Below are 23,050 nucleotides of genomic sequence, written 5' to 3' on the forward strand. Positions count from 1 at the left end.
CTCGGCGACCGACGCCCCTAGCCGCCGTGCCGGAACTCCGGATACAGGCTCATCCCGCCATCGATGAACAAGGTCGTGCCGACCACGTAGTCCGAGGCATCGCTCGCGAGCCACAGCGCGGCGGCCGCCACGTCCTCGGGCGCGCCGATGCGGCCATACGGGATGAGCGACAGCATCTTCCGCCTCGCCGCCTCGTCCTCCACCGACGCCCGGTTGATCGCCGTGGCGATGGCGCCCGGCGCGATGGCGTTCACGCGGATGCCCTCCTGCGCCACCTCCTGCGCGAGGCTGCGCATGAAGAGGTCGATGCCGCCCTTGGACGCCGCGTAGTTCGCATGGCCGGCCCACGGGATGAGCTGATGGACGGAGCTGATGTGGATGATCTTGCCCAGTGCGCGCGAACGCGCCTCATCCCGCCCCTGCCGGCGGAACAGGCCGACCGCCGCGCGCGCGCAGAGGAACTGCCCGGTCAGGTTGGTGCCGATCACCTCGTTCCACTGGTCGAGCGTCATCTCGCCGATCGGCGCGTCGCGCTGGATGCCGGAGTTGGCCACGAGGATGTCGACCCGGCCGAAGGCCGCCACCGCCTGTTCGAACAGGCGCGCGACCTCGGACTCCGCACCGACGTCGGCCTTCACCGCGATCGCGCGGCCGCCGTTCCGGGTGATGTGCTCGACCACCTTGCGCGCCTCCTCCTCCTGGGAATGGAAGTTGATCACCACCGCGGCGCCGGCGTCGGCCATCGCCAGCGCGATGCCCTTGCCGATGCCGGAGCTGGCGCCTGTCACGAGGGCCACTTGTCGATGCAGGGTGGGGGTCATGGTCATGGGGACTTCTCCGGGTCGATGGCGCGATCCAGCGCAAGCGCGGCGCTGATCAGCGCCAGGTGGGTGAGCGCCTGCGGGAAGTTGCCGAGGTGCTCGCCGCCGTGTCCGATCTCCTCGGCATACAGCCCGAGGTGGTTGGCGTAGGTCAGCAGCTTGTCGAAATGCAGACGCGCCTCGTCGACACGCCCTGCCCGGGCCAGGCATTCGACGTACCAGAACGAGCACGGCATGAAGGCGCCCTCCTGGCCGCGCAGCCCGTCGAGGTTGCCCCCGTCGGCGCCGTCGGCGCCGTCCACCGTGGTGTATCGCGCGACGAGACCGTCCACGCTCAGTTCCCGGCCCACGGCGTCGAGCGTGGACAACCAGCGCGGATCGCTGGACCCGATGAACTGGACCATCGGCATCAGCAGCACCACCGCGTCGAGCGTGTCGCCGCCGCGGTACTGGACGAAGGCCTGTTTCCCGGGATGCCAGAATTCATCGATGATCTGCGACGCGATGGCGTCGCGCGTCTCGACCCAGCGCAGGACAGGGGCCGGGCGTGCGAAGCGTTTGGACATGCGCAGCGCGCGGTCCAGCGCCACCCAGCTCAGCAGCCGGCCCGAGAGGAAATCGCGACGCTCGCCGCGCATCTCCCAGATGCCGTCGTCCGGCTGGTCCCAGTGCTCGCACAGCCAGTCGATGCGGGTCGTCAACCGGCGCCAGACGTCGATCGAGAGCGCGGCGCCATGCCGGTCGGCCAGGTACATCGCGTCGACCAGTTCCCCCACCACGTCCAGCTGCAGCTGCGCGGCGGCGGCATTGCCCACGCGGACCGGGCGGGAGCCGCGATACCCGTCGAGATGATCGAGTTCGACCTCGCCCTCGACGCGGCGCCCGTCGACGGCATAGAGCACCTGCGGCACATCGCCTGGTTCGTCGTCGTCCGCGCGGCCCTTGGCCCAGGCGATGAAGCGGTCGGCTTCCTCGGTGTAACCCAGCCGCAGCAGCGCATGCACGGTGAACGCCGCGTCGCGGATCCAGCAGTAGCGGTAATCCCAGTTGCGCACGCCGCCGACGTGCTCGGGCAGGCCGAAGGTCGCGGCGCCGATGATCGCGCCGTGCTCGGCCGAGCTGAGCAGCTTCAGGACCAGCGCGGAGCGCAGCACGATCTCCCGCCACCGGCCGCGATAGGACGAGCGTTCGCTCCAGCTCTGCCAGTACGCGACGGTCTCCGTGAACGACGCCTCCAGGAAGGCGTGGAGATCCTCGTGGTCGGTCGGCCGTTCCGCCACGCATTCGAAGACGAAGGCGACCTCGTCCCCCGCCTTCAGATCCATCGTGGCGACGACCGCGCCGGCGGCGTCGCGATCCACCGCCAGCGTCACCGTGCTGCGCAACTGCATCGGGCCGGGCGACTCCCCCATCGTGAACGTCGCCAGCAGGCCGTCGTCACCGACGCGGGCCTCGCACTCGGCACGCCCGTAGTCGAACCGCGGCTCGCATCGCATCTCGAAGCGCTGCGCGCCCCGGATGCAGCGAACCCGGCGCACCAGGGCGCTCTGCGGACCGGTGCGGCGCAGCGGCATGTAGTCGATGACCTCGACCAGTCCCTTGGCCGACATGTGGCGGGTCAGCAGCACGTTCGTGTCGGGCAGGTACATCTGCCGCGTGTGCATGTCGGCCCCCTCGGCGGGCCGGAGGCTGAATCGCCCCCCTCGCCGGTCGTCCAGCAAGGACAGGAACACGCTCGGCGAGTCGAAGCGGGGGAAGCAGAAGAAGTCGATCGTGCCGTCGGTGCCCACGAGTGCGGCCGTGCGCAAGTTGCCGATCACGCCGTGCGATCCGATGTCGGGGTAACTCAATGCAACTCCTGGCGCCAAATGCGGGAAGCCCCTGCAATCGGTGTTCCCACATCGCCGTACATTGCGCAGCGTGAAGCACCGGGATGTGGCGCTTCGCACCGTGACATACCGCTTCGTGCCGATGATCGCCCCCGCGCACCGGCGTGGCGCGCCGACCACGATCACGGCCGCCATTCGCCCGATCATGGCGCCCCAACTTTTCTGCCAGGAACGCACGTGAGAACTCTCTGTGGGCTGATGCTCTCCCTCCTCTTCGCGTCGATCTCCGCGACCACCCACGCGGAGGTGCTCATCGGCCAGACCTCCGGATTCACCGGCCCGGTCGCGGCCAGCGTCAAGGAAACGACCGACGGCGCCAGGCTCTATCTCGACGCCGTGAACAAGGCCGGCGGCGTGCACGGCGAGCGGATCAAGCTGATCTCGCTCGACGACAAGTTCGATCCGAAGCTCGCGGCGGAGAACGCGCGCACGCTCATCGTCGACAACAACGTGCTGGCGCTGTTCCTCACGCGCGGCACGCCGCACAACCAGGCCATCATGCCGCTGCTCACCGAGCACCGTGTGCCCCTGGTCGCCCCGTCCACCGGCGCGATGGCGCTGCACAAGCCCGTCCATCCGTGGCTCTTCAACGTGCGGGCCACCTACCAGCGCGAAGCGGAACGCGCCGTGCGTCACCTGAGCCTCATCGGCATCGAGAAGATCGGCGTGGTCCAGGTCGACGACTCCTTCGGCGCGGACGCGGTGGTCGGCGTGATGGCGGGGTTCGCGGCGGTCGGCAAGACCGCGGCCTTCCTGGAGAAGTTCGACCGCGCCCACCCGGACTTCAAGGTGTCCGTGGCCAAGACGCAGTCGAGCGCGGCGCAGGCCGTGATCTTCCTGGGCTCGGGACAGGCCGTGGTCGACGGCGTGGCCGCGCTGCGCGACAGCGGCTCGCGCGTCCAGATCGTGACCCTGTCCAACAACGCCTCGTCGGGCTTCGTCGCCTCGCTGGGCAAGAACGCGCGCGGCATCATCGTCGGACAGGTGTTCCCCTACGAACGCTCCCGCGCCGCCGCCATCGTGACCGAGGCGCAGGGCCTCGCCAGCGCCCAGGGCGTCGGCGACATCACGCCGGCCATGATCGAAGGCTTCGCTGGCGCCAAGGTGCTGGTGGAGGCCCTGCGCCGCGCCGGCCCGCACCCGACGCGGCAGAAGCTCCGCGACACGCTGGAAGGCCTGCAGAAGGTCAACATCGGCGGCCTGGAGATCAGCTACAGCCCGACCGACCACTCCGGCCTGGACTTCGCGGATCTGTCCATCGTGGGCGAGGGCAACCGCTTCGTCCGATAAGGCGAGCCCTATGATCGGCGGCAGAGCCATCATGGAATGCCGCCGGAATGAGACTTTCGAATCGCGTCGGGAACATCGACCCGTTCTACGTCATGGAATGCGCCAAGCGGGCCGACGAGATCGCCCGCTCGGCGGTCTGCGATCCGGCCCGGGGCGGCCGGCGCATGATCTACCTGAACATCGGCGAACCTGACTTCGGCGCCAGCCCCGCCGTCCGCGAGGCCGCCGCGCGCTTCACCGCCGAAGGCCGCATCCCCTACACGCAGGCCAACGGCCTGCGGGCGCTGCGCCAGCGCATCGCCGACTGGTACGGCCAGACGCAACACCTGACCCTCGATCCCGATCGCATCGTCATCACCGCCGGCGCGTCCGCCGCGTTGCAGCTGGCCTGCCTCGCGCTGTTCCAGGCCGGCGACGAGGTCCTGATGCCGGACCCGAGCTATCCCTGCAACCGGCATTTCGTCGCCGCCGTCGACGCGACGCCGGTGCTGATCCCGTCGACCGCCGGGGAACGCTTCCAGCTCAGCCTGGACCGGTTGCGCGCCCATTGGAACGAGCGCAGCCGCGGCGTGCTGCTCGCCTCGCCGAGCAACCCGACCGGCACGTCCATCCCGCCCGAGGAACTCGCCGGCATCCACGCCTTCGTGCGCGAGCGCGGCGGCGTCACCATCGTGGACGAGATCTACCAGCCGCTCGGCTACGACGACCGCTACGCGCGCAGCGCGTTGACGCTCGGCGACGACGTGGTGTCGATCAACAGCTTCTCGAAATATTTCGGCATGACCGGCTGGCGGCTCGGCTGGCTGGTGCTGCCTGCCGCCATGGTCGGCGCGGTCGAGAAGCTCGCGCAGAACCTCTACATCTGCCCGTCGACGATCGCCCAGCATGCCGCGCTGGCCTGCTTCGATCCGGCGTCGATCACCGAGTACGAACGCCGTCGCGAAGAACTGCGCCGTCGCCGCGACATCGTCGTGCCGGCGCTCGAGGCCATGGGCCTGCCCGTGCCGGTCGTGCCGGACGGTGCGTTCTACGCGTGGGCCGACGCGTCCGGCACAGGCCTGTCCAGTTGGGACCTGTGCATGGACCTGATGGAACACGCGCAGGTCGCGCTGACGCCGGGCCGCGACTTCGGCCCGGCTTTCGGCGAACGCTTCCTGCGCCTGTCCTTCGCCAGCAGCATGGACGACCTCGACGAGGCACTCCATCGCGTGCGCGTCCGCCTCGACCAGCTCCAGGCCCGGGACTGAAGCGCCGCGGCGTCGTCCGCTACAGGTTGGTCGGTTTCAGGATGCGACCCGTCTTCGCCAGGTCGGCGGGCTGACCGAGACCTGCGATGCCTCCGGCGCCGAGCACCCGCTGGTGCGGGTCGTCGGACCCGCGCATCGCCGTGATGCGCCGCGAGGCCAGTCGAGACGCCTTGGACGCCTGCCGGCCCTTGGGCGTGAGCGCCGCAGTGGCCAACTGGCCGATGTAGTCGAGATCAAAAGGATGCATGGCGCGTCGTATGAGGAACACGGGCCGACAGGGCACGCGGCGTGCCAGCCCCGACCGCGCGTTCGCGCCGCGGCGACATGCGCCGCGCCGCGCCGGGCCCCGCGCCGGCCCCTGCGGCAAACGCCCTATCATCCCGGCATGAGTTCCGGTTCCCCTTCCGAAGCCCGCTCCGAGGGCGGCCCCGCCACCGTCCCCGCCCTGCTCGGCGGCCCGCTCGCCGTCGCCGGCGCCTCGACCGCCCTGCCCGTCCACCAGCACGAGCTGCGCGTCTACTGGGAAGACACCGACGCCGGCGGCGTCGTCTTCTACGCCAACTACCTGAAGTTCATGGAACGCGCCCGCACCGAATGGCTGCGCGGCCTGGGCTTCGAGCAGGAGACGATGCGCCGCGACGAGGGCCTGATGTTCGTCGTCAGCGACACCGCGCTGCGCTACCTCGCGCCGGCGCGGCTGGACGACTGGCTGCGCGTCAGCGTGGTGCCGGCCGAGGTCGGCCGCGCCAGCCTGGTCATCGACCAGCAGGTCTGGCGCGACGAGCAGCTGCTGACGCAGGGCCGCATCCGCATCGGTTGCGTCGATGCGATCAGCCTGAAACCCGCGCGCATCCCGGCACGCATCCTGCAAGCGCTGCAGCCCGCGCCGGGGGCCGTGTCGCCGGCGCCGCGCTGATCGCGCCCGCGCCCCGCACGGCGCCCCGCACGTCGCCCCGCCGACACGCTTCTTTGCATGTCCCTGGTCCGTCGTTTGCCGTCGACCCCGCCAGACTTGTCACAATTCCAGGCTTGATCCCCCGTTGATCCGTCCTTGATCCCCGACCACCGCCCGTCGACCTCATGAACCAAGACCTCTCCATCGTTTCCCTGATCGCCCATGCCAGCCTCACGGTGCAGCTGGTGATCGCCGCGCTGCTGCTGGTCTCGCTGGCCAGCTGGAGCGTGATCTTCAGCAAGTTCATCGCGCTGGGCCGCATCCGCTCGCGCAACGAGGGCTTCGAGCAGGAGTTCTGGTCGGGCAAGAACCTCAACGACCTCTACAACAGCGTCTCCAACCGCCCGGACGGCGCCCCGCTGGAACGCATCTTCGCCTCCGGCATGCGCGAGTTCCTGAAGCTGCGCGAGAAGCGCGTGGTCGACTCCGGCCAGTTGCTGGACGGCGCCCGCCGCGCCATGCGCGCCAGCTTTCAGCGCGAGCTCGACGCGATGGAGTCGCACCTGTCCTTCCTGGCGTCGGTGGGCTCGGTGTCGCCGTACGTGGGCCTGTTCGGCACCATCTGGGGGATCATGCACGCCTTCGTCGGCCTGTCCAACCTGACCCAGGTAACGCTGGCCACCGTCGCGCCCGGCATCGCCGAGGCGCTGGTCGCGACCGCGATCGGGCTGTTCGCCGCGATCCCCGCCGTGCTGGCCTTCAACCGCTTCGCGCGCCAGATCGACCGCAACGCGATCACGCTGGAGACCTTCATCGAGGAGTTCTCCAACATCCTGCAGCGCAACGCGGGCCAGCCCGCGCCGGCCGCGCAACGCTGACCCGGAGCGTCGGTCATGCCCGGAATGTCCTCCCGCAGCGGTTCGCGCCGCCGCACGATGAACGAGATCAACATGGTCCCGTTCATCGACGTCATGCTGGTGCTGCTGATCATCTTCATGGTCAGCGCGCCCCTCATCACCACCGGCGTCGTCGACCTGCCCAGCGTCGGCTCCAGCCGCACGCAGCCGCAGCACGTGATCCAGGTGATCGTCGGCACCGACGAGCAGCTCAAGATCAAGCTCGACGGCGACCAGGACCCGTCGCCGGTGCCGCTCAAGGCGCTGGCCGCACGCGTCAAGGACGCGCAGAAGGGCGACGCGGCCACGCCGGTCGTGATCTCCGCCGACCGCAACGTCAAGTACGAAGCGGTCGTCAAGACGATGGACGTGCTGCAGCGCGCCGGCATCCAGCGCGTGGGCCTGTCCGTGAAGAACGGCGCCCCGGCGGACCGCTGAGCCCGGGAAGCGACTCGCAGCGATGAGCACCCTGGTCTCCCGATTCCACCCGGACCGCGATCCCCTGCGTCCGCCGCCCGCGCCCGGACTGGGGCGCGGCTTCAGTTTCGCGATCGTCGCGCACATCCTGCTGGTGGCGGCCCTGAGCTTCGGCGTGAGCTGGCGTTCGGCGCCGGTGCCGGCGATGGATGCGGAGCTGTGGTCCGCCATCCCGCAGGCCGCCGCGCCCAAGGAACAGCTGCCGACCGAGCAGCAGCCCGAACCGCCCAAGCCCCAGCCGGAACCGCCCAGGCCGCAACAACCGACCCCGCAGGAGGTCCAGGCCCAGCGCGACGCCGACATCGCGATCGCCAAGGCCAAGGAGCGCAAGCTCAAGGACGAGCAGGCGCAGCGCGAGGCCGAGGACAAGCGCAAGCAGGAGCAGCGCAGGAAGGACGAGGCGGAGCAGAAGGAACGCGACCGCAAGGCCAAGGAAGAGCAGGCCAGGAAGGACCAGGCCAAGGACGAGGCCAAGGACAAGGCTGCCGACAAGGCCAAGGCCGAGAAGGCCCGCAAGGACGCGGAGGCCAAGGCCGAGGCGCAGCGCCAGGAGAACCTGCGCCGCATCCAGGGCATGGCCGGCGGCACGGGCGCGCCCGGCGCGACCGGCACGGCGGCGAGAAGCTCCGGGCCGTCGGCGAACTACGCGGGCCGCATCAAGGCCCGCGTGCGTCCGAACATCATCTACAACGACCCGGGCGGTGCCTCGAATCCGGAAGCGGAAGTCGAAGTGCGCGCCGGCCCGGACGGCACGATCATCGCGCGCAAGATCGTCCAGTCCAGCGGCCTGCCGGACTTCGACGCCGCCGTGCTGCGCGCGCTCGACAAGACCGAGAAGCTGCCCACCGACACCGACGGCACGGTGCCGCGGGTGATGATCATCACCTTCCGACCCAGGGAGTGACGGCCCGCGCGAAGCCGTCGAGGGCCAGGCGGGACTGGACGGCCTGGACGGCCGGGATGGGTTCAGCGGGCTCGGCGGGCTCGACCACCTCGACGCGGGCCAGCCACCCGCGCGTCACCGCCGCCGACAGCCAGGCGCTGAAGTCGAAGGCGCTGCCGGCCTCCAACAGCGCGCGCTCCAGGTCGAGCGCCGCGCGCAGCGATCCGAACCAGCGCGTGGTCACGTCGTCGAGCGCGATCGACTGACCGCCCCAGCCGTCCCGCCACACCATCAGCGACGTCCGGGGGCCGCTGCCGAAGGACTCGCCCGCCAGCGCGAGCAATTCCCGCAGGCCGGGACCGTCGCCGTCGCCGTTGCCATTGCCGTCGCCGCCGTACACCACGACATGGTCCGCGAGCACCAGCCGCACCGTTCCGGCCGGCAGACGCCCCAGCAGCGCCAGCGAGTTCAGGTCCGGCGCCGGGTCCGCGATGCGCGCCGCCCGGTGCAGGGCCCATTCGATGCGCGCCAGCGCCGTCCAGAGCGGCGGCAGGCCTTGGTCCTCGGCGCCCTCGAGCAGCTCGATCAGCGCCTCGCCCCATTCGCCCGGGTCGCCATCCTCCGGCGGAAAGCGGCGCCAGCAGGCCCAGGCCAGCGAGGCGAAGCTCCCCGCCCGGTCAGCCTCGACGCGGTCGCGCAAGCGCGGATACACCATCGCCAGCGTGCGCTCCGCCTGGGCGCTGACATGCGCCTGGTAGGCGCGCAACGCCCGCGGCAGCCCGCCGCGGATGCCGGCCAGGGCGTGCAGTCCGGCGGGCGATGAGGCCGCGATCTCGGCGCCCGGCGCCGACAGCAGCGCGGCGACCAGACCGGCCTGCAGGGTCGACAGGTCAGGGCCGGTTTCTGTCGGCATCGGCATCGGCATCGGCAGCGCCGGCCGAGGCCCGTGATGCACGCCGTGCGGCGCTTCCCCCACGGCTCCGTGGTGCGGACGCAGGGATGGCCTCGGTCGCGGCGGCGGCGGCGCGATCAGCTCGCGATCGAGCGCGGCCTGTTCCCGTCGGGCCCGCGCCACTTCCTCGCACAGGCCCGGGAGCGGCGGCACGCCCTTGTCCCACTCGACCAGGGTGGGCCGCGCGCCGATGCGCGTCAGCGCGTGGCGGTAGAGCGACCAGACGTCCTCGCCGATCGCGCCGCCGTGGTCCGCGACGGTCATGCCGTCCAGTTGGGCATGACCTGACACGTGGTACTGGCCGACCGCCGTCGGCTCCACGTCGTCGAGCCACGCGAGGCCGTCGCGCAACGCGGCCTCCGCGTCCAGCCCGCGATTGAGCGCGTTGACGAAGAGGCTGTTCAGGTCGAGCAGCAGCCCGCATCCCGTCCGGGCCGCCAGGGCGTTGAAGAAGTCGACTTCCCGGATCGCGTCTTCGTCCCAGGCCACGTAGGCGCTGAGGTTCTCGATCAGGATCTGTCGACCCAGACCCTGCTGCGCGGCGTCGACCTGCGACGCCAGCAGCGACAGGCCGCGGGCGCTCAGGGGAAGCGGCAGTGGCGCGTGCGCATGCACGAGGGCGTGACGACGCCGCGCGCGGGTGAAGGCGGCATGTTCCGACATCGCCGCGGGCTCGACCGCGTCCACCAGCGACCGCACGCGCGCCAGGTGTCGCGCGTCGATGCCGGCTGCCGATCCGAGGCCCAGCCCCACGCCGTGCAGGCTGATCGGAAACCGGCACGCGGCGTCCAGCAGCAGTTGCCGGTTGGCGCCGCCGGGGGCCAGGAAATCCTCGGTGTGGACTTCCAGGAAGTCCAGGTCGAGCGCGCCGCGCGCCATCACCTCGCGGTAGTGGGGCTGACGCCAGCCGATGCCGACGGCGACCGGCCACAGGGCGGCGCCGCGCCTCATCGCTCGTCCCGGACGCGGTACGCCCATTCGTCGGGCGCATGGTCGACGGCCGAGGGGCCGGCACACCCGCCCCGAGCCGCCCGGGCCAGGTCGTAGCACGCCTGCCGGGTCTTGCCGTCAGGGGGCCGCGCGCCACCCGGCGGGCCTGCGGACAGGGAGGCCGTCAGCGCAGCGAGGACGATCTGGCGAATGGTCATGGGTGACTCCGATGAGCAGGGCACGCCCCGCGAAGGTGACAGGCGGTCGACGCGGCGCCCGATCGGATCGACCGTGCCACCGCGCATGGGCCCTCAGTTGGGCCACCCTGTCCCCACGCTCTGCGCGCGGTCCCCATTCATTGACATCGGTCAAACGCGCGAACGCGCCGCCGAGAACCACCAGACAATCGCCACCAGCCCATCGTCAGCAGGCATGCCCCACCAGACGATCGCGTACCCTTCCCCGCCCCGTCAGTCGAGCTGACCGCCTCCGACGCGGATCTCCTCGGCGGTCACGGCCAGTTCGATCGCCAGCCGCGTCGCCGCGACCAGCGTCGGCAGCGGCAGGCTGGGCGAACCGGGATGACGCGCGGCCTGCTCCGGCAGGTAGGGGATGTGCATGAAGCCGCTGCGCACGCCCAGGCCGTTGAGCCGATGCTGCAACCCGTAGAAGAGGTGGTTGCAGACGAAGGTCCCCGCCGTCTGCGAGACGGACGCCGGGTACCCCGCCGCCCGCAGCCCGGCCACCATCGCCTTGATCGGCAGCGTGGAGAAATAGGCCGCCGGCCCGTCCGCCACGATCGGTTCGTCCACGGGCTGCGCGCCGGCGTTGTCAGGGATACGCGCGTCGTCCACGTTGATCGCGACGCGCTCCAGCGACAGGTCGCAGCGCCCGCCCGCCTGGCCGATCGCCAGCGTCATCACGGGCTTCACGCGGTGCAGGGCTTCGTCCAGCCGCTGCAGGGCCTCGCCGAACACGCAAGGCAGTGACACGGCCACGACGCGCGCGCCGGCGATCACCTCGCCGTTGAGCGATCGCGCCAGTTCCCAGGACGGGTTGACGATCTCGCCGCCGAACGGTTCGAAGCCGGTGATCAGAAGGTTCTTCATGGCGGCGAGTCTAGACGCGACGCGGTGCGGAGACCGTTGGGGAACTCGCACCAGGCGTTACACGCCTTACCTCTATGAGTGCAGATTGACTCATCGAAGTCGGTGACCCCGCCGACCGATCCCACGAGACTTCGCGCCTGACTTCGCTCCTGATCAATCCATGTCATTGCACCAGCCTCTTCACGTTGCGACGGCCCCGCCATCCGCCACGTTATCCGCCACGTTATCCGCCCCGTTTGCATCCTCCGGGTCCTCCGCCTTCGGTCAGGTCCCGCAAGACCCGGCCCCGAAGCTCGCCCGGACCCGCCTCGCCCTCCGCCCGGCGCTCGTGGCGTTCGCGGCGAGCACGCTCCTGGCGGCCTGCGGTGGCGGCGGTGGTGGCAGCGGCAGCGACACCGGCGGCTCGCCGGACGGCACCGGGTCGGGAGGCGGCTCCGGTCAGACGCCGGGCCTGCTGACGATCCAGGGCCTCGAGGTGGCGCAGACGCATGTGCTGCCGGATGGCGTGCGCAGTTGGTCGCCGCCGACGCCGGCCAACGCCAGCGAGTCCCTGCACCTGGTCGGCGGACGGGAAGCCCTCGCGCTGGTGCGCCTGTCCGCGGCCGACACCCGCCAGCCGCTGCTGGAAGGCGTGATCGCCGGCCAGTCGCTGGGCACGGTCCCCCTGGATCCGCCAGCGATGCTGCCGCCGACCGAAGCCTCCGGCCCGGCCTACGGCACCGACCTGTACAGCGCGACGCTGCCCGCGGCCTGGCTGCGGCCCGGCCTGAGCCTGCGGGCCCGGGCGTCCAACTACAGCGCGGGAGAGGCGCGGGGCGTCGAGGTCGGCGCGGATGTGCCCTTCACCGTGCGCGTGCTGCCGTTCTACCTGTTCGGTGCGGATGAAACGAACTCCGGGCGTCCGCTGAGCGTCACCGCCACGCCGCCCGCGGACGCCGTCGCCGAGATGTTCGCGAAATGGCCCGTCGCCCGTCTGGAGGCGGTGAACCATCCGGCGCGACGCGTGTCCTGGCCGACCCTCGTCATCGCGCCTCGCGGCGACGACGACGGCCAGGCGCGGCCCGCCTACGTCGCCCGTTCGACCGCCGACTACAAGGACGGCTTCGCGGGCTTGTCCGGCGTGCTGGGCGTGCTGGGCGCGCTGCGCAACGCCAACGGCGAAGGGTCGCTGGCGGTGCAGTACTACGCACCGCTGCTCGCGCTCGACGCGGCCGGCAAGTACCGCGGTCCGGGCGGCGGGCTGGGCGGCGGCAGCGACGGCGCGGGCGACGAGCTCTACGCCGGCATCTTCATCCACGAGCAGGGCCACGCGTTCGGCCTGGCGCACGTCGGCGAAGCCTTCGACGACGGGCGATATCCCTATGCCTGGGGCAGCCTGAACGGCTCCACCTGGGGCTACGACGCCAACCGCAGGCAACTCCTGGCCCCGTTCGTGCCGACGACGGCGTCGCGCTACGCGAACTGCAAGACCGACACCTTCGGCGCCAAGCTCCGCACGCTGGACGCGAGCGGGCGCTGCGTGAAGCAGGACCCGATGCAGAGCGGCTCCGGCGACCAGGCGGCCGGTTATCGCTACGCGACCTTCTCCGACTACAGCACGGCGGTCATGCAGCGCTACTTCGAAGGCCGGACGACGGTCGACGGCAAGGGCACCCACGTGCCCGGCGGCCGACTGGTGCCGGATGCCGCCTTCGCGAGCGGCTACAAGCAGTGGGACACGCTCGACAAGCGCTGGGTGGAGGCATCGACGGCGACGACCTCCAACGGCATCTACGGCCTGGACCGCGGGTTGCCGCAGCAGCGCGGCGTGCCGGTCCACGCGATCGTGCTGACCCTGGACAACACGAACGCCGGCGGCAACGTCGGCAGCACGGGCAACGTCGGCACCACGCAGATCTATCCCCCGCTCAGCTTCACCGGGAACCTGCTGCGCGGGATCGATCCCACCTTGGCCGACGACCGGGCCAGCATCGTCCCGGACACGTCCGTCAACGCCTGGTACTGCCGCAACGGCGGCTGCGACTTCACGCTGCGGCTGACCTATGCGGACGGCAAGGTCCGCCACCGCCTGCTGCAGGGCGGATTCCGCCCGTTCAACCAGGCGCGCGGCACGCCGCCGGCCAGCGCGCTCGATCCGTTGAACGGCAACAGCTTCCGGCAGTTCGCGGTCCAGGTGCCGGGCGACCAGCCCTTGAAGAAGATCGAGCTGCTCGACACGCCGATGGCCTGGGAAGGGCTGCCCGCCAATCCCCGGGTGATCGTCTCGCGCACGCTCTGACGACGGAGCTCCGGGAGCGGGCGATACGTGCGGACGAAGCATCCGGGGCAGGCACCCCGAGCAAGCGTCCGGGCACAGGGGTCAGGCCCTCCGGTTTGCCCGGTCGCCTGGCCGCTTATCCGGGTAGTGACTGCTCCTCAAACGGGTTAATCTCGCGTCCTAGGACTGCCCAGACACACAGAATTTCCCGCGGAGACCGCCAGATGACCGACCCGTCCGTGCCGCTTCAATGGCCTCAAGCCCAGCCGGGCAGCGCCTCGGCCGAAGCGGCACCGCAGTTCGAGTGGCCCACCCCGCCCTTCGCCGCCTACCCCCGGCCCCGTCCTCAACGCGAGCCGCAGGCCTGCGAGATCATGGGACTGAACGGCAGTCGCACGGTCGGCAAGGTCATCCTGATGGTGCCGGCGGAGCGGCTGGCGCAGGTCGTCGTGCCGCCGGCGCGCAACGCGATGCCGCTGAAGTTCTCGCAGTTCAAGGGGCTCAAGCTGCTGCATGCGATCGAGGTCCCGCCGCGCGACCCGGCCACGGCGAACGACGCGACCTCGCTGGACCAGCGCCCGCGCAGCGACTTCAAGCTGGTCTACCAGGGCGGCGAGGAACAGAAGGGCACGACCATCGGCCACCATGAGACCGAGCTGGGCCTGTTCCTGTTCCCGCCGGTCAGCGAGACCAGCGACTGGGTGCGCTGCATGTTCGTGCCGCGCGAGGTCCTGGTCAGCTTCGAGGTCGGCGAGCGCATCGGCGACCTGCTCGTCCGCCAGCAGGTGGTGACGCAGGCCCAAGTCGACGCCGCCGCCGACGAGCAGCGCGAGCTCCGCGACCGCCGCGTCGGCGACATCCTGGTGGCGACGCACATCGTCAGCGCCGAGCAGCTGATGCAGGCGATCGAGCAGCAGGCCAAGATGCCGATGGTGCGCATCGGCGAGGCGCTGCTCGCGCTGGACCTGGTCACCCAGGCGCAGCTGGACGAGGCGCTCGCGCAGCAGAAGCAGGACCGCTCGGTCCCGCTGGGCGAGCTGCTGGTGCGCAAGGGCATCGTGACGCGCGCGCAGCTGCAATCGGCGCTGGCCCGCAAGATGGGCTATCCGCTGGTGGACGCCGACAACTTCGCGATCGAGCCGGACTCGGTGCGCAAGCTTCCGTTCTCGGTCGCCAAGCGGCTGGAGGTGTTGCCGCTGGTGCTGCGCGACGGGCGCCTGATCGTCGCGATGGAGGATCCCACCCGGCGCGACTGCATCGACGAGGTCGAATTCATCACCCAGCTCAAGGTCGTGCCGGCGCTGGCGCGCCTGGGCTCGCTGACCTTCGCGATCCCCAGCGCCTACGAGCGCTTCGGCAGCCAGCCGGCCTCGGCCTTGAGCGGCGCGCTGCCGGCGCTGTCGATGGACTTCGAGCTCGACAGCTCCGACAAGCTGATCGAGACGCTCGAGCGCGAGGGCCAGGAGCAGTCCGCCCGCGAGACCGCGCGCGAGGAGGAGAAGGACCGGCAGATCGAGCAGAGCGACAACTCGCTGGTGCGGTTGATCAACACGATGATCATCGACGCGCACAACCAGAACGTGTCGGACATCCACATCGAGACCTATCCCGGCAAGGAGAAGGTCAAGATCCGCTTCCGCAAGGACGGCGTGCTGCAGCCCCACCTGGAGCTGCCGCACACCTACCGCAGCGCGATGATCGCGCGGATCAAGATCATGTGCGACCTCGACATCTCCGAGCGCCGCAAGCCGCAGGACGGCAAGATCAACTTCGCGAAGTTCTCGGAACGCCACAAGATCGAGCTGCGGGTCGCGACCATCCCGACCAACAACGGGCTCGAGGACGTGGTGATGCGGATCCTGGCCTCGGCCAAGCCGATCCCGATGGAGAAGCTGGGGTTCTCGGCGCGCAACCTGCGCGAGCTGAAGGCGGCGTCCGAGCGGCCCTACGGCATGGTGCTGTGCGTCGGCCCGACGGGCTCGGGCAAGACGACGACGCTGCACTCGGTGCTGGCCAACATCAACAAGCCCGAACGCAAGATCTGGACGGCCGAGGATCCGGTGGAAATCACGCAGACCGGGCTGCGTCAGGTGCAGGTCAATCCGAAGATCGACTGGACCTTCGCGAAGGCGCTGCGCGCCTTCCTGCGCGCGGACCCGGACGTGATCATGGTCGGCGAGATCCGCGACGAGGAAACCGCGGAGATCGCCGTCGAGGCCTCGCTGACGGGTCACCTGGTGCTCTCCACGCTGCACACCAACAGCGCGCCGGAAACGGTCACGCGGCTGCTGGACATGGGCATGGACCCGTTCAACTTCGCCGACTCGCTGCTGGCGGTGCTGGCGCAGCGCCTGGTGCGCCGCATCTGCCCGGCGTGCCGCACGTCCGAGCCGATGTCCGATGCGACGCTCAACGAGCTGCTCGACGACTACCTGCACGTGTTCTCGGCCGAGAACCGGCCGGACCGCGAGAAAGTCCTCGCCGAATGGAAGGGCCTGCACGGTCAGCCCAACCTGCTGCAGTACCACGCGCCGGGCTGCGACAAGTGCGACAACACCGGCTTCAAGGGCCGTGCGGGCCTGCATGAGCTGCTCATCGTCACCCGGCCCATCCGCCGGCTCATCCAGACCGGCGGGCGGGCGGAGGAACTGATGCACCTGGCGATGTCCGAAGGCATGACGACGCTGCGCCAGGACGGCATCGCGAAGGTGTTGCAGGGGGTGACGACGCTGGGCGAGGTCCGTTCGACGAGCAACCAGTAACGGGCCCTCCCCGGCTAAGACCCGACCGTCTCGGCCGTCCCTGCGCGGCCCACGCGGCCTACCCGGCCTACCCGGCCATCAGGTCGTGATCCCGCAGCATCACCGGCTCGCGCGAACCGCCGGCGACACGTCGCCGGACGATCCCTTCGAGCTCCTCCGCGTGGGCCTCGAAGGTCTGGAGCGGGTCATCGTTCGTGCCGTGCGGGCTGTAGCGATAGTGCAGCGACTCACGCCGCACGGTGGCCCCGATGAACTGCTCACCCACGAGCACCCAGAACCGGATGGATCCCGAGCCCAGGTCGTAGAAAGCGGCTGGCTTCACAAGATCTCCTGACGCCGTCGCGGCACCGTTGCGGCGCCGGAGTGGCGCCGTGGGAGACCAGCCTGGGCGTGTTCGCCCTCACCGTCTGTGCACCGGCCCACACAGGCCCGTCCGGACCCGTGCGAGCTCAGGCCGCGACGATCACCATGCGCGCCTGACCGGCGCGCCTGCCGGGGCCGATGTGCCCGGCGGTGCGATGATGAGCGCGAGAACGAGGGCGTCCATTGTCGGCCTGGGCGCTGACGATGTGGCGCCTGGCCGCTGCGCCAGGGCGGCTCGATCGATGGGACGGCCTCCGTGGGGAGGCCTCACGATCGCAACAGGAATGAACACGATGGCGAGTCTGGACTTCGAGGGCGAGAAAGCACAGTTCCGTGTCTTCTACGATGCCAATTCGGCGATGCTGGAAAACGCCAGCAGGTCGCTGGTCAGCCTCCTCACGGACCTGCTCCCACAACTCGGTTCCGTGCCTTTCTCCAAGATCGAGTCGCGGCTGAAGGACCGGGAGGAATGCATCAAGAAGTTCAATCTCAAGTACCGTCAAGCGCTGGAAGCCGGCTCGACGGCGTACGAGATCAGGCACCACGTCAGCGACCTGGTCGGCCTCCGCATCGTCTGCCTCTATGAGGACGACATCGAGAAGATCGGCGCGATCCTCCAGAGCGAGTTCGAGGTGGTCGAAGTCACCGACAAGATCTCGACCATCGAGAACACCGAGGCCTCGTTCGGCTACAAGGGTCTGCATTTCGACCTCAAGCTCAAGAACCCGCGCCTCGAGTTGCCCGAGTACCGGGCCTATGCGGACCTCCAGTTCGAAGTGCAGGTGCGAACGATCGTGCAGGACTCCTGGAGCGTGCTGGATCACAAGATCAAGTACAAGAAGTCCATCCCCAACCATCTGAAGCGCCGGATCAACACGCTGGCCGCGCTCTTCGAGCTGGCCGACCGGGAGTTCCGGCAGATCCGGGACTCCACCGAAGAGGAGCTTCAGAAGGAGGAGGACGAGCCGGCCGAACCGGGCGAAACCTCCGTCGCGCCCGGCGTCAACGGCGCGCCGGGTGAAGCGCCCCGTACCGAGCCTCCCGCGTCCCCGGCCACCGAGCGTCGCAGCGCCAAGCTCAACGCCTTCAATTTCCTGAAGATCGCCAGCCACTTCTTCCCCAGCTTCGACTTCGTGCCGCAGAAGGTGGATGGCTTCGTCCAGGAGATCGTGACGGCGCACCCATCCATTTCACGCTCGGAGTTCAACCAGTACCTGCGCGAGAACATCGGCATCGTCAAGCGATACCAGATGCACTTCGAAGACAGTTCCGAGAACCGGATGAATCCCTTCACCGTGATCCGTCACAGCCTTTATCTCGGCGACAAGCCGCTGTTCCAAGGCATCCTGACGACGCTCGCCAAGAAGAACTTCGAGGAGTGGCTTGCTGGGCTGTCGGCCCAAGCCGTCGAGGAACTCTGATGCGGAGGCCCTGGGCGAGATCGCGCGCTGAGCCGCGCCGCAGCGCCCGTTCGCAGGCGCTTGCGGACGCTTGCGGGCGCTCATGGGCGCTCATGGGCATCCAGGACTTGCGACCTCCTAGCGCGTCAGGAGGTCCAGGATCGGCGCCGCCATCCGCGCCGCCGCGCCGCGATGCGCGGCAGCGAAGGCCGTGGCCGATGCAGCCATGGCATCGCGCTCATCGGGCCTCGTGAGCAAGGCGAGCGCCTCCGCCAGTCCTTGCGGCAAGGTCTCGACGCGGCGCGCGGCGCCCGCCTGCAGGGACAACTCCGCCGCCTCGGCGAAGTTGAAGGTGTGCGGTCCCATGAACAGCGGCACGCCGCAGGCGGCCGTCTCGATCAGGTTCTGGCCGCCGAGCTTCTCGAAGCTTCCGCCGAGCAGCGCGACGTCGGCCAGGCCGTAGTACAGCGCCATCTCGCGCATCGAGTCGCCTAGCCACACGTCCGCCACGGCCGCGCTCAACGGCGGTGTCGCGATGTCGCTGGTGCCGAAGGCGCTGCGTCGCGCGAGCGTGAGGCCCGCCTCGGCCACCATCGCGGCGATCTCGTCGAAGCGCTGCGGGTGTCGCGGCACGATCAGCAGCAGCGGTGAACCCGCCTGCGCCCTCGCCGGCGCTGCAGCTTTCCACGCGGCCAGCATCGCGGCCTCCTCGCCTTCGCGGGAAACGGCCAGCATGAGCACGGGTCGATGCAAAGCGGCGCGCCAGGCGCGGCCTCGCGCCAGCAGGGCCTCATCGGGCTGGAGGTCGAACTTCAGGTTGCCGCAGACGCGCACGTCCTCGACCCCGGCCTGCCGCAGGCGGTCGGCATCGGCGGCCGTCTGCGCGAGCGCCAGCCGCAGGCTGCGCGCCGCCGGCGCGAGCAGGGCCTTGAACTTCTCGCCGCGACGCAGGCTGCGCGCGGACAGCCGCGCGTTGGCCAGGACCATCGGCACGCCCGCCTGCTGCGACTCGTGCTGGACGTTGGGCCAGATCTCGGTTTCCATCAGCACGCCGACCGCCGGCTGCGTCCGCTTCAGGAAGCGGCGCACCGCGCCCGGCGTGTCGAAGGGCAGCCAGCGCTGCGTGTCGCCCTCGCGCAGCAGCGCGCGGCCGGCCTCCCGGCCGGTCGCCGTCGTGTGCGTGAGCAGCAGCCGCATGCCGGGCCGCTCCTGGCGCAACCGCTCGATCAGCGCCGCGGCCGCGCGCGTCTCGCCGAGCGAGACCGCGTGCACCCAGATCGCGCCCGGCGCGATCGCCGCGCCGAAGCCGAAGCGCTCGCCCGGATGCACCGCGTACAGCGGCTCCTGGCGTCCGCGCAGGAACAGGCGCAGGAAGTACGCCGGCGACGCGAGCCTCAGCACCGTGCTGAAGAGGCCGCGCGCCAGGCGCTCCTTGAACGAATCGGCAGGCAAGGGACGATCAGTGGCCGGACGTGAAGGTGATGTCCGACTTCACGCGCTGGAGTTGGGCCAGCACTTCCTTCTGGATGCGCTCCAGCGCTTCCTGCGTGTGGCCCTCGAAGCGCAGCACCAGCACCGGCGTCGTGTTGGACGCGCGCACCAGGCCGAAGCCGTCGTCGTATTCCACGCGGATGCCGTCGATCGTGATGATGTCCTTGGCGTTCGGGAACTCGGCGATCTCCTTGAGCTTGGCGACGACCTCGTGGTGCTCGCCTTCCTTGCAGGGCACGTTCAGTTCCGGCGTGTTGACGCTGTTGGGCAGGTCGTTCAGGACCTTGCTCGGGTCGTCGCTGCGCGACAGGATCTCCAGCATGCGCGCGGCGGTGTACATCGCGTCGTCGAAGCCGTACCAGCGCTCGGCGAAGAAGATGTGGCCCGACAGTTCGCCCGCCAGCGGTGCGCCGGTTTCCTTCAGCTTGGCCTTGGCCAGCGAATGGCCCGTCATCCACATCAGCGGCTTGCCGCCGTGTTCCTCGATCCACGGGGCCAGGCGTTGCGTGCACTTGACGTCGAAAATGATCTCCGAGCCCGGCAGGCGCGTCAGGATGTCCGCGGCGATCAGCATGATCTGGCGGTCCGGCATGATCATCGTGCCGTCCTTGGTGACGATGCCCAGGCGGTCGCCGTCGCCGTCGAAGGCCAGGCCCAGCTCGGCGTCGGTGGCGTGCACGATGCGCTTGAGGTCCTCGAGGTTCTCGGGACGCGACGGATCCGGATGGTGGTTGGGGAAGTCGCCGTCCACCTTCGAGAAGATGTCCACCACCTCGCAGCCGAGCGCGCGCAGGATCGCCGGGGCGGTCGCGCCCGGGATGCCGTTGCCGCTGTCGACCACGACCTTCATCGGACGCGAGAGCTTGGCGTCCTTGACGATGCGCTGGGTGTACTCGGCGATGACGTCCATCTTGCCCACGCGGCCGTTGCCGGTGGCGTAGTCCTCGGCCTCGATGCGGCGCTTCAGGCCCTGGATCTGCTCGCCGTAGACGGCGGCACCCTTCAGGACCATCTTGAAGCCGTTGTAATCCTTCGGGTTGTGGCTGCCCGTGACCATGATGCCGGAGTTGCAACCATGCTTGCCGCGCGTCGCGGCGACGTAGTACAGCATCGGCGTCGTGACGGCGCCGATGTCGACGACGTCCAGCCCCGTCGACTTCAGACCGCGGATCAGCGCGTCCACCAGCGACGGGCCCGACAGGCGACCGTCTCGACCGACGGCGACCGCCTTTTCACCCGCGTTGATCGCTTCGGTGCCGAAGGACTTGCCGAGGTGCTCGGCGAGCGTCTCGTCCAGCGTCGTGCCCACGACGCCGCGGATGTCGTAAGCCTTGAAGATGGAGGCGTGAACTTGCATGTGCTTCCTTGCAGGAATGGTGGGGATTCAAAACTGGGGCGCATTGTAGGCAGCGCCTTTGAGGCCTCCGTGTAACCCGGTGCACGGAGGCCCGAAGAGGGCAATTCCCGGGCCAGGGAAGGAGATCGGACGGAGACCGAGCGCTCAGGAACCGGCCAGGGGCCCCTTTTCTCCATGTCCCTCCTTTGTCGGCCGCCCCGGCCTCCAAATTCCTTCCTAATACTTCCGAAAAGGGGCCCCTGGCCGGTTCCCTCCACACGTCTCGTGGTGGGTCCACAGGGGAAAAGGGACATGTCCGAAAACGGCGAGAACCGCCAGACGACGGCTCCTATGATCCTTGCCATGGACTTCCTCCTCGACCCCGATCACTGCTACCCGGCGCTGCTGGCGCGGGACGCGCGCTTCGACGGTCAATGGTTCGTCGGCGTGACCTCGACCGGCGTCTATTGCCGACCGATCTGCCGGGTCCGCCCACCGCGACGCGAGAACTGCCGCTTCTTCCCCAGCGCGACGCTGGCCGAAGCCGCGCGCTTCCGCCCCTGCCTGAAATGCCGCCCCGAACTGGCGCCCGCCGCACGTCCATGGAGCACGATGGACGCCGCCGAGGTGCTCGCCCGCGAAGCCGCCCGCTGGCTCGACGAGTGCGCGCCGGAGGAAGCCTCGCTGCCGGCGCTCGCCGCCCACCTGGGCGTCAGCGAGCGCCATGTGCGCCGCGTCTTCACCGCCGTGCACGGCGTGGCCCCGCTGCAGTACCTGCAGACGCGCCGGCTGCTGCTGGCCAAGCAGCTGCTGACGGACACCCGCCTGCCGATCGGCGAGGTCGCGCTCGCCGCAGGCTTCGCCAGCCTGCGCCGCTTCAACGCCGCCTTCCAGGAACACTACCGGCTGAGCCCATCCGCGCTGCGCAAGGGCGGTGCCGACGCGGAAACCGACGTGTCCGGCATGGCGCGCGATGCTGCATTCGAGACCGCCGAGCTGCGCCTGGACCTGCGGCCGCCGCTGCTGAGCACCGCGCTGCTGAACTTCCTCGCCGCCCGCGCGGTGCCCGGCGTCGAGCAGGTCGATGTCGAGCGCCTGTCGCTGTCGCGCAGCGTGCGCCTGACCCGTCCGGGCCAGCCCGACGTCCTGGGCTGGCTGTCCGTGCGGCTGCCCGCCGACGGCGACGAGCGGCCGCGCGTGCGTGTGTCGCTGAGTCCGTCGCTGTGGCCCGTGATCGCGCCGCTGATGCCGCGCCTGCGCCGCTGGCTGGACCTCGACGCCGACCCGCAGGCCATCGCGGACGCGCTCGGAGGAACGCTCGGCCCCGCCGCCGCGGGCTTGCGCCTGCCGGGCTCACTGGACCGCTTCGAACTCGCGATCCGCGCCGTGCTCGGCCAGCAGATCACCGTCGCGGCGGCCCGCACCCTCGCCACCCGCCTGATCGCCCGCTTCGGGGAACCCTTGCCCGACGCCGCCGGTGCCCCGCCCGGTGTGACGCACGTGTTCCCGACGCCGGCCACGCTCGCCGCCGCGACGGTCGACGACATCGCGCCGATCGGCATGCCCGGGCGCCGCGCCGAAGCACTGATCCACCTCGCGCGCCAATGGCCGACGCTGGCGTTCGCGCACGGGCGCGGCACGGTGGAGGACGCGATCGCGGAGCTCGCCGCCCTGCCCGGCCTCGGCCCCTGGACGGCGCACTACATGCTGATGCGCGGCTGGAGCTGGCCCGACGCCTACCTGCCGGGCGACGTCGTCCTGAAGCAATGCCTCGAGGAACGTGCCGGCCAGCCGCTGCGTCCCCGCGAGCTGATCGCTGCCGCCGAGAACTTCGCGCCTTACCGCAGCTACGCCGTGTTGCAACTATGGCGGGATGCCGCCACGAAAGCCGCCACCAAAGCCGCCGCTGCCAGGACTTTTCCGAAGTCCTCCGCTGCCAGAACCACGCGAAGTCAACCACGGCGAGTGGGGCCGGAATGATGCTGGGGGTTCCCGGACGGGATGCCCCCTGCATCGTGGAGAGCCCGCGCTTGGCCCCCCGGCGTTGGGGGG

19 protein-coding genes are annotated in these 23,050 nt (G+C 70.0%); 10 read left to right on the forward strand and 9 right to left on the reverse strand.

Annotated elements, in window-relative coordinates; all coding sequences use genetic code 11:
- Nucleotides 1-17 precede the first annotated feature (17 nt).
- Nucleotides 18-821, reverse strand: coding sequence for a glucose 1-dehydrogenase (locus AC07O8_RS23950; protein ID WP_495050497.1), 804 nt, complete (start codon nt 819-821; stop codon nt 18-20).
- Between the two features lie 2 nt (nt 822-823).
- The gene (locus AC07O8_RS23955; RefSeq protein WP_495050437.1) at nt 824-2,671 is read right to left on the reverse strand and encodes a glycoside hydrolase family 15 protein; all 1,848 of its coding nucleotides are present in this window, start codon (nt 2,669-2,671) and stop codon (nt 824-826) included.
- A gap of 237 nt (nt 2,672-2,908) precedes the next feature.
- Between AC07O8_RS23955 and AC07O8_RS23960 the strand changes: the two genes are divergently transcribed.
- Nucleotides 2,909-4,000: an ABC transporter substrate-binding protein gene (locus AC07O8_RS23960; protein WP_495050438.1), complete on the forward strand. Its 1,092-nt coding sequence runs from the start codon at nt 2,909-2,911 to the stop codon at nt 3,998-4,000.
- Nucleotides 4,001-4,047: 47 nt separating this feature from the next.
- The gene (locus AC07O8_RS23965; protein WP_495050439.1) at nt 4,048-5,247 is read left to right on the forward strand and encodes a pyridoxal phosphate-dependent aminotransferase; all 1,200 of its coding nucleotides are present in this window, start codon (nt 4,048-4,050) and stop codon (nt 5,245-5,247) included.
- A gap of 19 nt (nt 5,248-5,266) precedes the next feature.
- Here the strand turns inward: AC07O8_RS23965 and AC07O8_RS23970 are convergent, their stop codons facing one another.
- Complete coding sequence (locus tag AC07O8_RS23970) at nt 5,267-5,494, reverse strand: hypothetical protein (RefSeq protein WP_495050440.1); 228 nt, start codon at nt 5,492-5,494, stop codon at nt 5,267-5,269.
- A 138-nt stretch (nt 5,495-5,632) separates the two neighbouring features.
- Between AC07O8_RS23970 and ybgC the strand changes: the two genes are divergently transcribed.
- The 4 genes from ybgC to tolA all read left to right on the forward strand — a co-directional run bounded on the left by ybgC (nt 5,633) and on the right by tolA (nt 8,419).
- Nucleotides 5,633-6,163: a tol-pal system-associated acyl-CoA thioesterase gene (ybgC, locus tag AC07O8_RS23975; RefSeq protein ID WP_495050441.1), complete on the forward strand. Its 531-nt coding sequence runs from the start codon at nt 5,633-5,635 to the stop codon at nt 6,161-6,163.
- Between the two features lie 164 nt (nt 6,164-6,327).
- Nucleotides 6,328-7,020 carry a protein TolQ gene (tolQ, locus tag AC07O8_RS23980; protein ID WP_495050442.1) on the forward strand — a complete coding sequence of 231 codons (693 nt, stop codon included), beginning with the start codon at nt 6,328-6,330 and terminating at the stop codon, nt 7,018-7,020.
- A gap of 15 nt (nt 7,021-7,035) precedes the next feature.
- Nucleotides 7,036-7,476 carry a protein TolR gene (gene tolR, locus AC07O8_RS23985; RefSeq protein WP_088406917.1) on the forward strand — a complete coding sequence of 147 codons (441 nt, stop codon included), beginning with the start codon at nt 7,036-7,038 and terminating at the stop codon, nt 7,474-7,476.
- A 22-nt stretch (nt 7,477-7,498) separates the two neighbouring features.
- On the forward strand, nt 7,499-8,419 hold the full coding sequence (gene tolA / locus AC07O8_RS23990) for a cell envelope integrity protein TolA (protein ID WP_495050443.1): 921 nt from the start codon (nt 7,499-7,501) through the stop codon (nt 8,417-8,419).
- On the opposite strand, the gene AC07O8_RS23995 is transcribed toward tolA, so the two are convergent.
- From AC07O8_RS23995 to pcp, 3 genes are all read right to left on the reverse strand, one after another.
- The gene (locus tag AC07O8_RS23995; RefSeq protein WP_495050444.1) at nt 8,397-10,301 is read right to left on the reverse strand and encodes an MbnB/TglH/ChrH family RiPP precursor modification enzyme; all 1,905 of its coding nucleotides are present in this window, start codon (nt 10,299-10,301) and stop codon (nt 8,397-8,399) included. The two genes, tolA and AC07O8_RS23995, sit on opposite strands and share 23 nt — an antisense overlap.
- Nucleotides 10,298-10,498: a hypothetical protein gene (locus AC07O8_RS24000; protein ID WP_495050445.1), complete on the reverse strand. Its 201-nt coding sequence runs from the start codon at nt 10,496-10,498 to the stop codon at nt 10,298-10,300. Before AC07O8_RS24000 ends, AC07O8_RS23995 begins: the two co-directional genes overlap by 4 nt.
- 252 nt (nt 10,499-10,750) lie before the next feature.
- Complete coding sequence (gene pcp / locus AC07O8_RS24005) at nt 10,751-11,389, reverse strand: pyroglutamyl-peptidase I (protein ID WP_495050446.1); 639 nt, start codon at nt 11,387-11,389, stop codon at nt 10,751-10,753.
- A 328-nt stretch (nt 11,390-11,717) separates the two neighbouring features.
- Between pcp and AC07O8_RS24010 the strand changes: the two genes are divergently transcribed.
- Nucleotides 11,718-13,667, forward strand: coding sequence for a M66 family metalloprotease (locus AC07O8_RS24010; RefSeq protein ID WP_495050447.1), 1,950 nt, complete (start codon nt 11,718-11,720; stop codon nt 13,665-13,667).
- A gap of 203 nt (nt 13,668-13,870) precedes the next feature.
- Nucleotides 13,871-16,408 carry a GspE/PulE family protein gene (locus AC07O8_RS24015; protein WP_495050448.1) on the forward strand — a complete coding sequence of 846 codons (2,538 nt, stop codon included), beginning with the start codon at nt 13,871-13,873 and terminating at the stop codon, nt 16,406-16,408.
- A gap of 67 nt (nt 16,409-16,475) precedes the next feature.
- Here AC07O8_RS24015 and AC07O8_RS24020 read toward each other — a convergent pair whose 3' ends face one another.
- Entirely contained in the window at nt 16,476-16,730 is a 255-nt protein-coding gene (locus AC07O8_RS24020) for a DUF1488 family protein (RefSeq protein WP_495050449.1), read from the reverse strand.
- Between the two features lie 49 nt (nt 16,731-16,779).
- On the opposite strand from AC07O8_RS24020, the gene AC07O8_RS24025 reads away from it, so the two are divergent.
- Entirely contained in the window at nt 16,780-18,192 is a 1,413-nt protein-coding gene (locus AC07O8_RS24025; RefSeq protein ID WP_495050450.1) for a GTP pyrophosphokinase, read from the forward strand.
- A gap of 117 nt (nt 18,193-18,309) precedes the next feature.
- Here the strand turns inward: AC07O8_RS24025 and AC07O8_RS24030 are convergent, their stop codons facing one another.
- Both AC07O8_RS24030 and AC07O8_RS24035 read right to left on the reverse strand, forming a co-directional pair.
- Nucleotides 18,310-19,623 carry a 3-deoxy-D-manno-octulosonic acid transferase gene (locus AC07O8_RS24030; RefSeq protein ID WP_495050451.1) on the reverse strand — a complete coding sequence of 438 codons (1,314 nt, stop codon included), beginning with the start codon at nt 19,621-19,623 and terminating at the stop codon, nt 18,310-18,312.
- Between the two features lie 7 nt (nt 19,624-19,630).
- Entirely contained in the window at nt 19,631-21,019 is a 1,389-nt protein-coding gene (locus AC07O8_RS24035; protein ID WP_495050452.1) for a phosphomannomutase/phosphoglucomutase, read from the reverse strand.
- Nucleotides 21,020-21,361: 342 nt separating this feature from the next.
- On the opposite strand from AC07O8_RS24035, the gene AC07O8_RS24040 reads away from it, so the two are divergent.
- The gene (locus AC07O8_RS24040) at nt 21,362-22,978 is read left to right on the forward strand and encodes a DNA-3-methyladenine glycosylase 2 family protein (RefSeq protein WP_495050453.1); all 1,617 of its coding nucleotides are present in this window, start codon (nt 21,362-21,364) and stop codon (nt 22,976-22,978) included.
- Nucleotides 22,979-23,050 lie beyond the last annotated feature (72 nt).

Source organism: Roseateles sp. GW821-FHT09G09 (assembly GCF_059415965.1).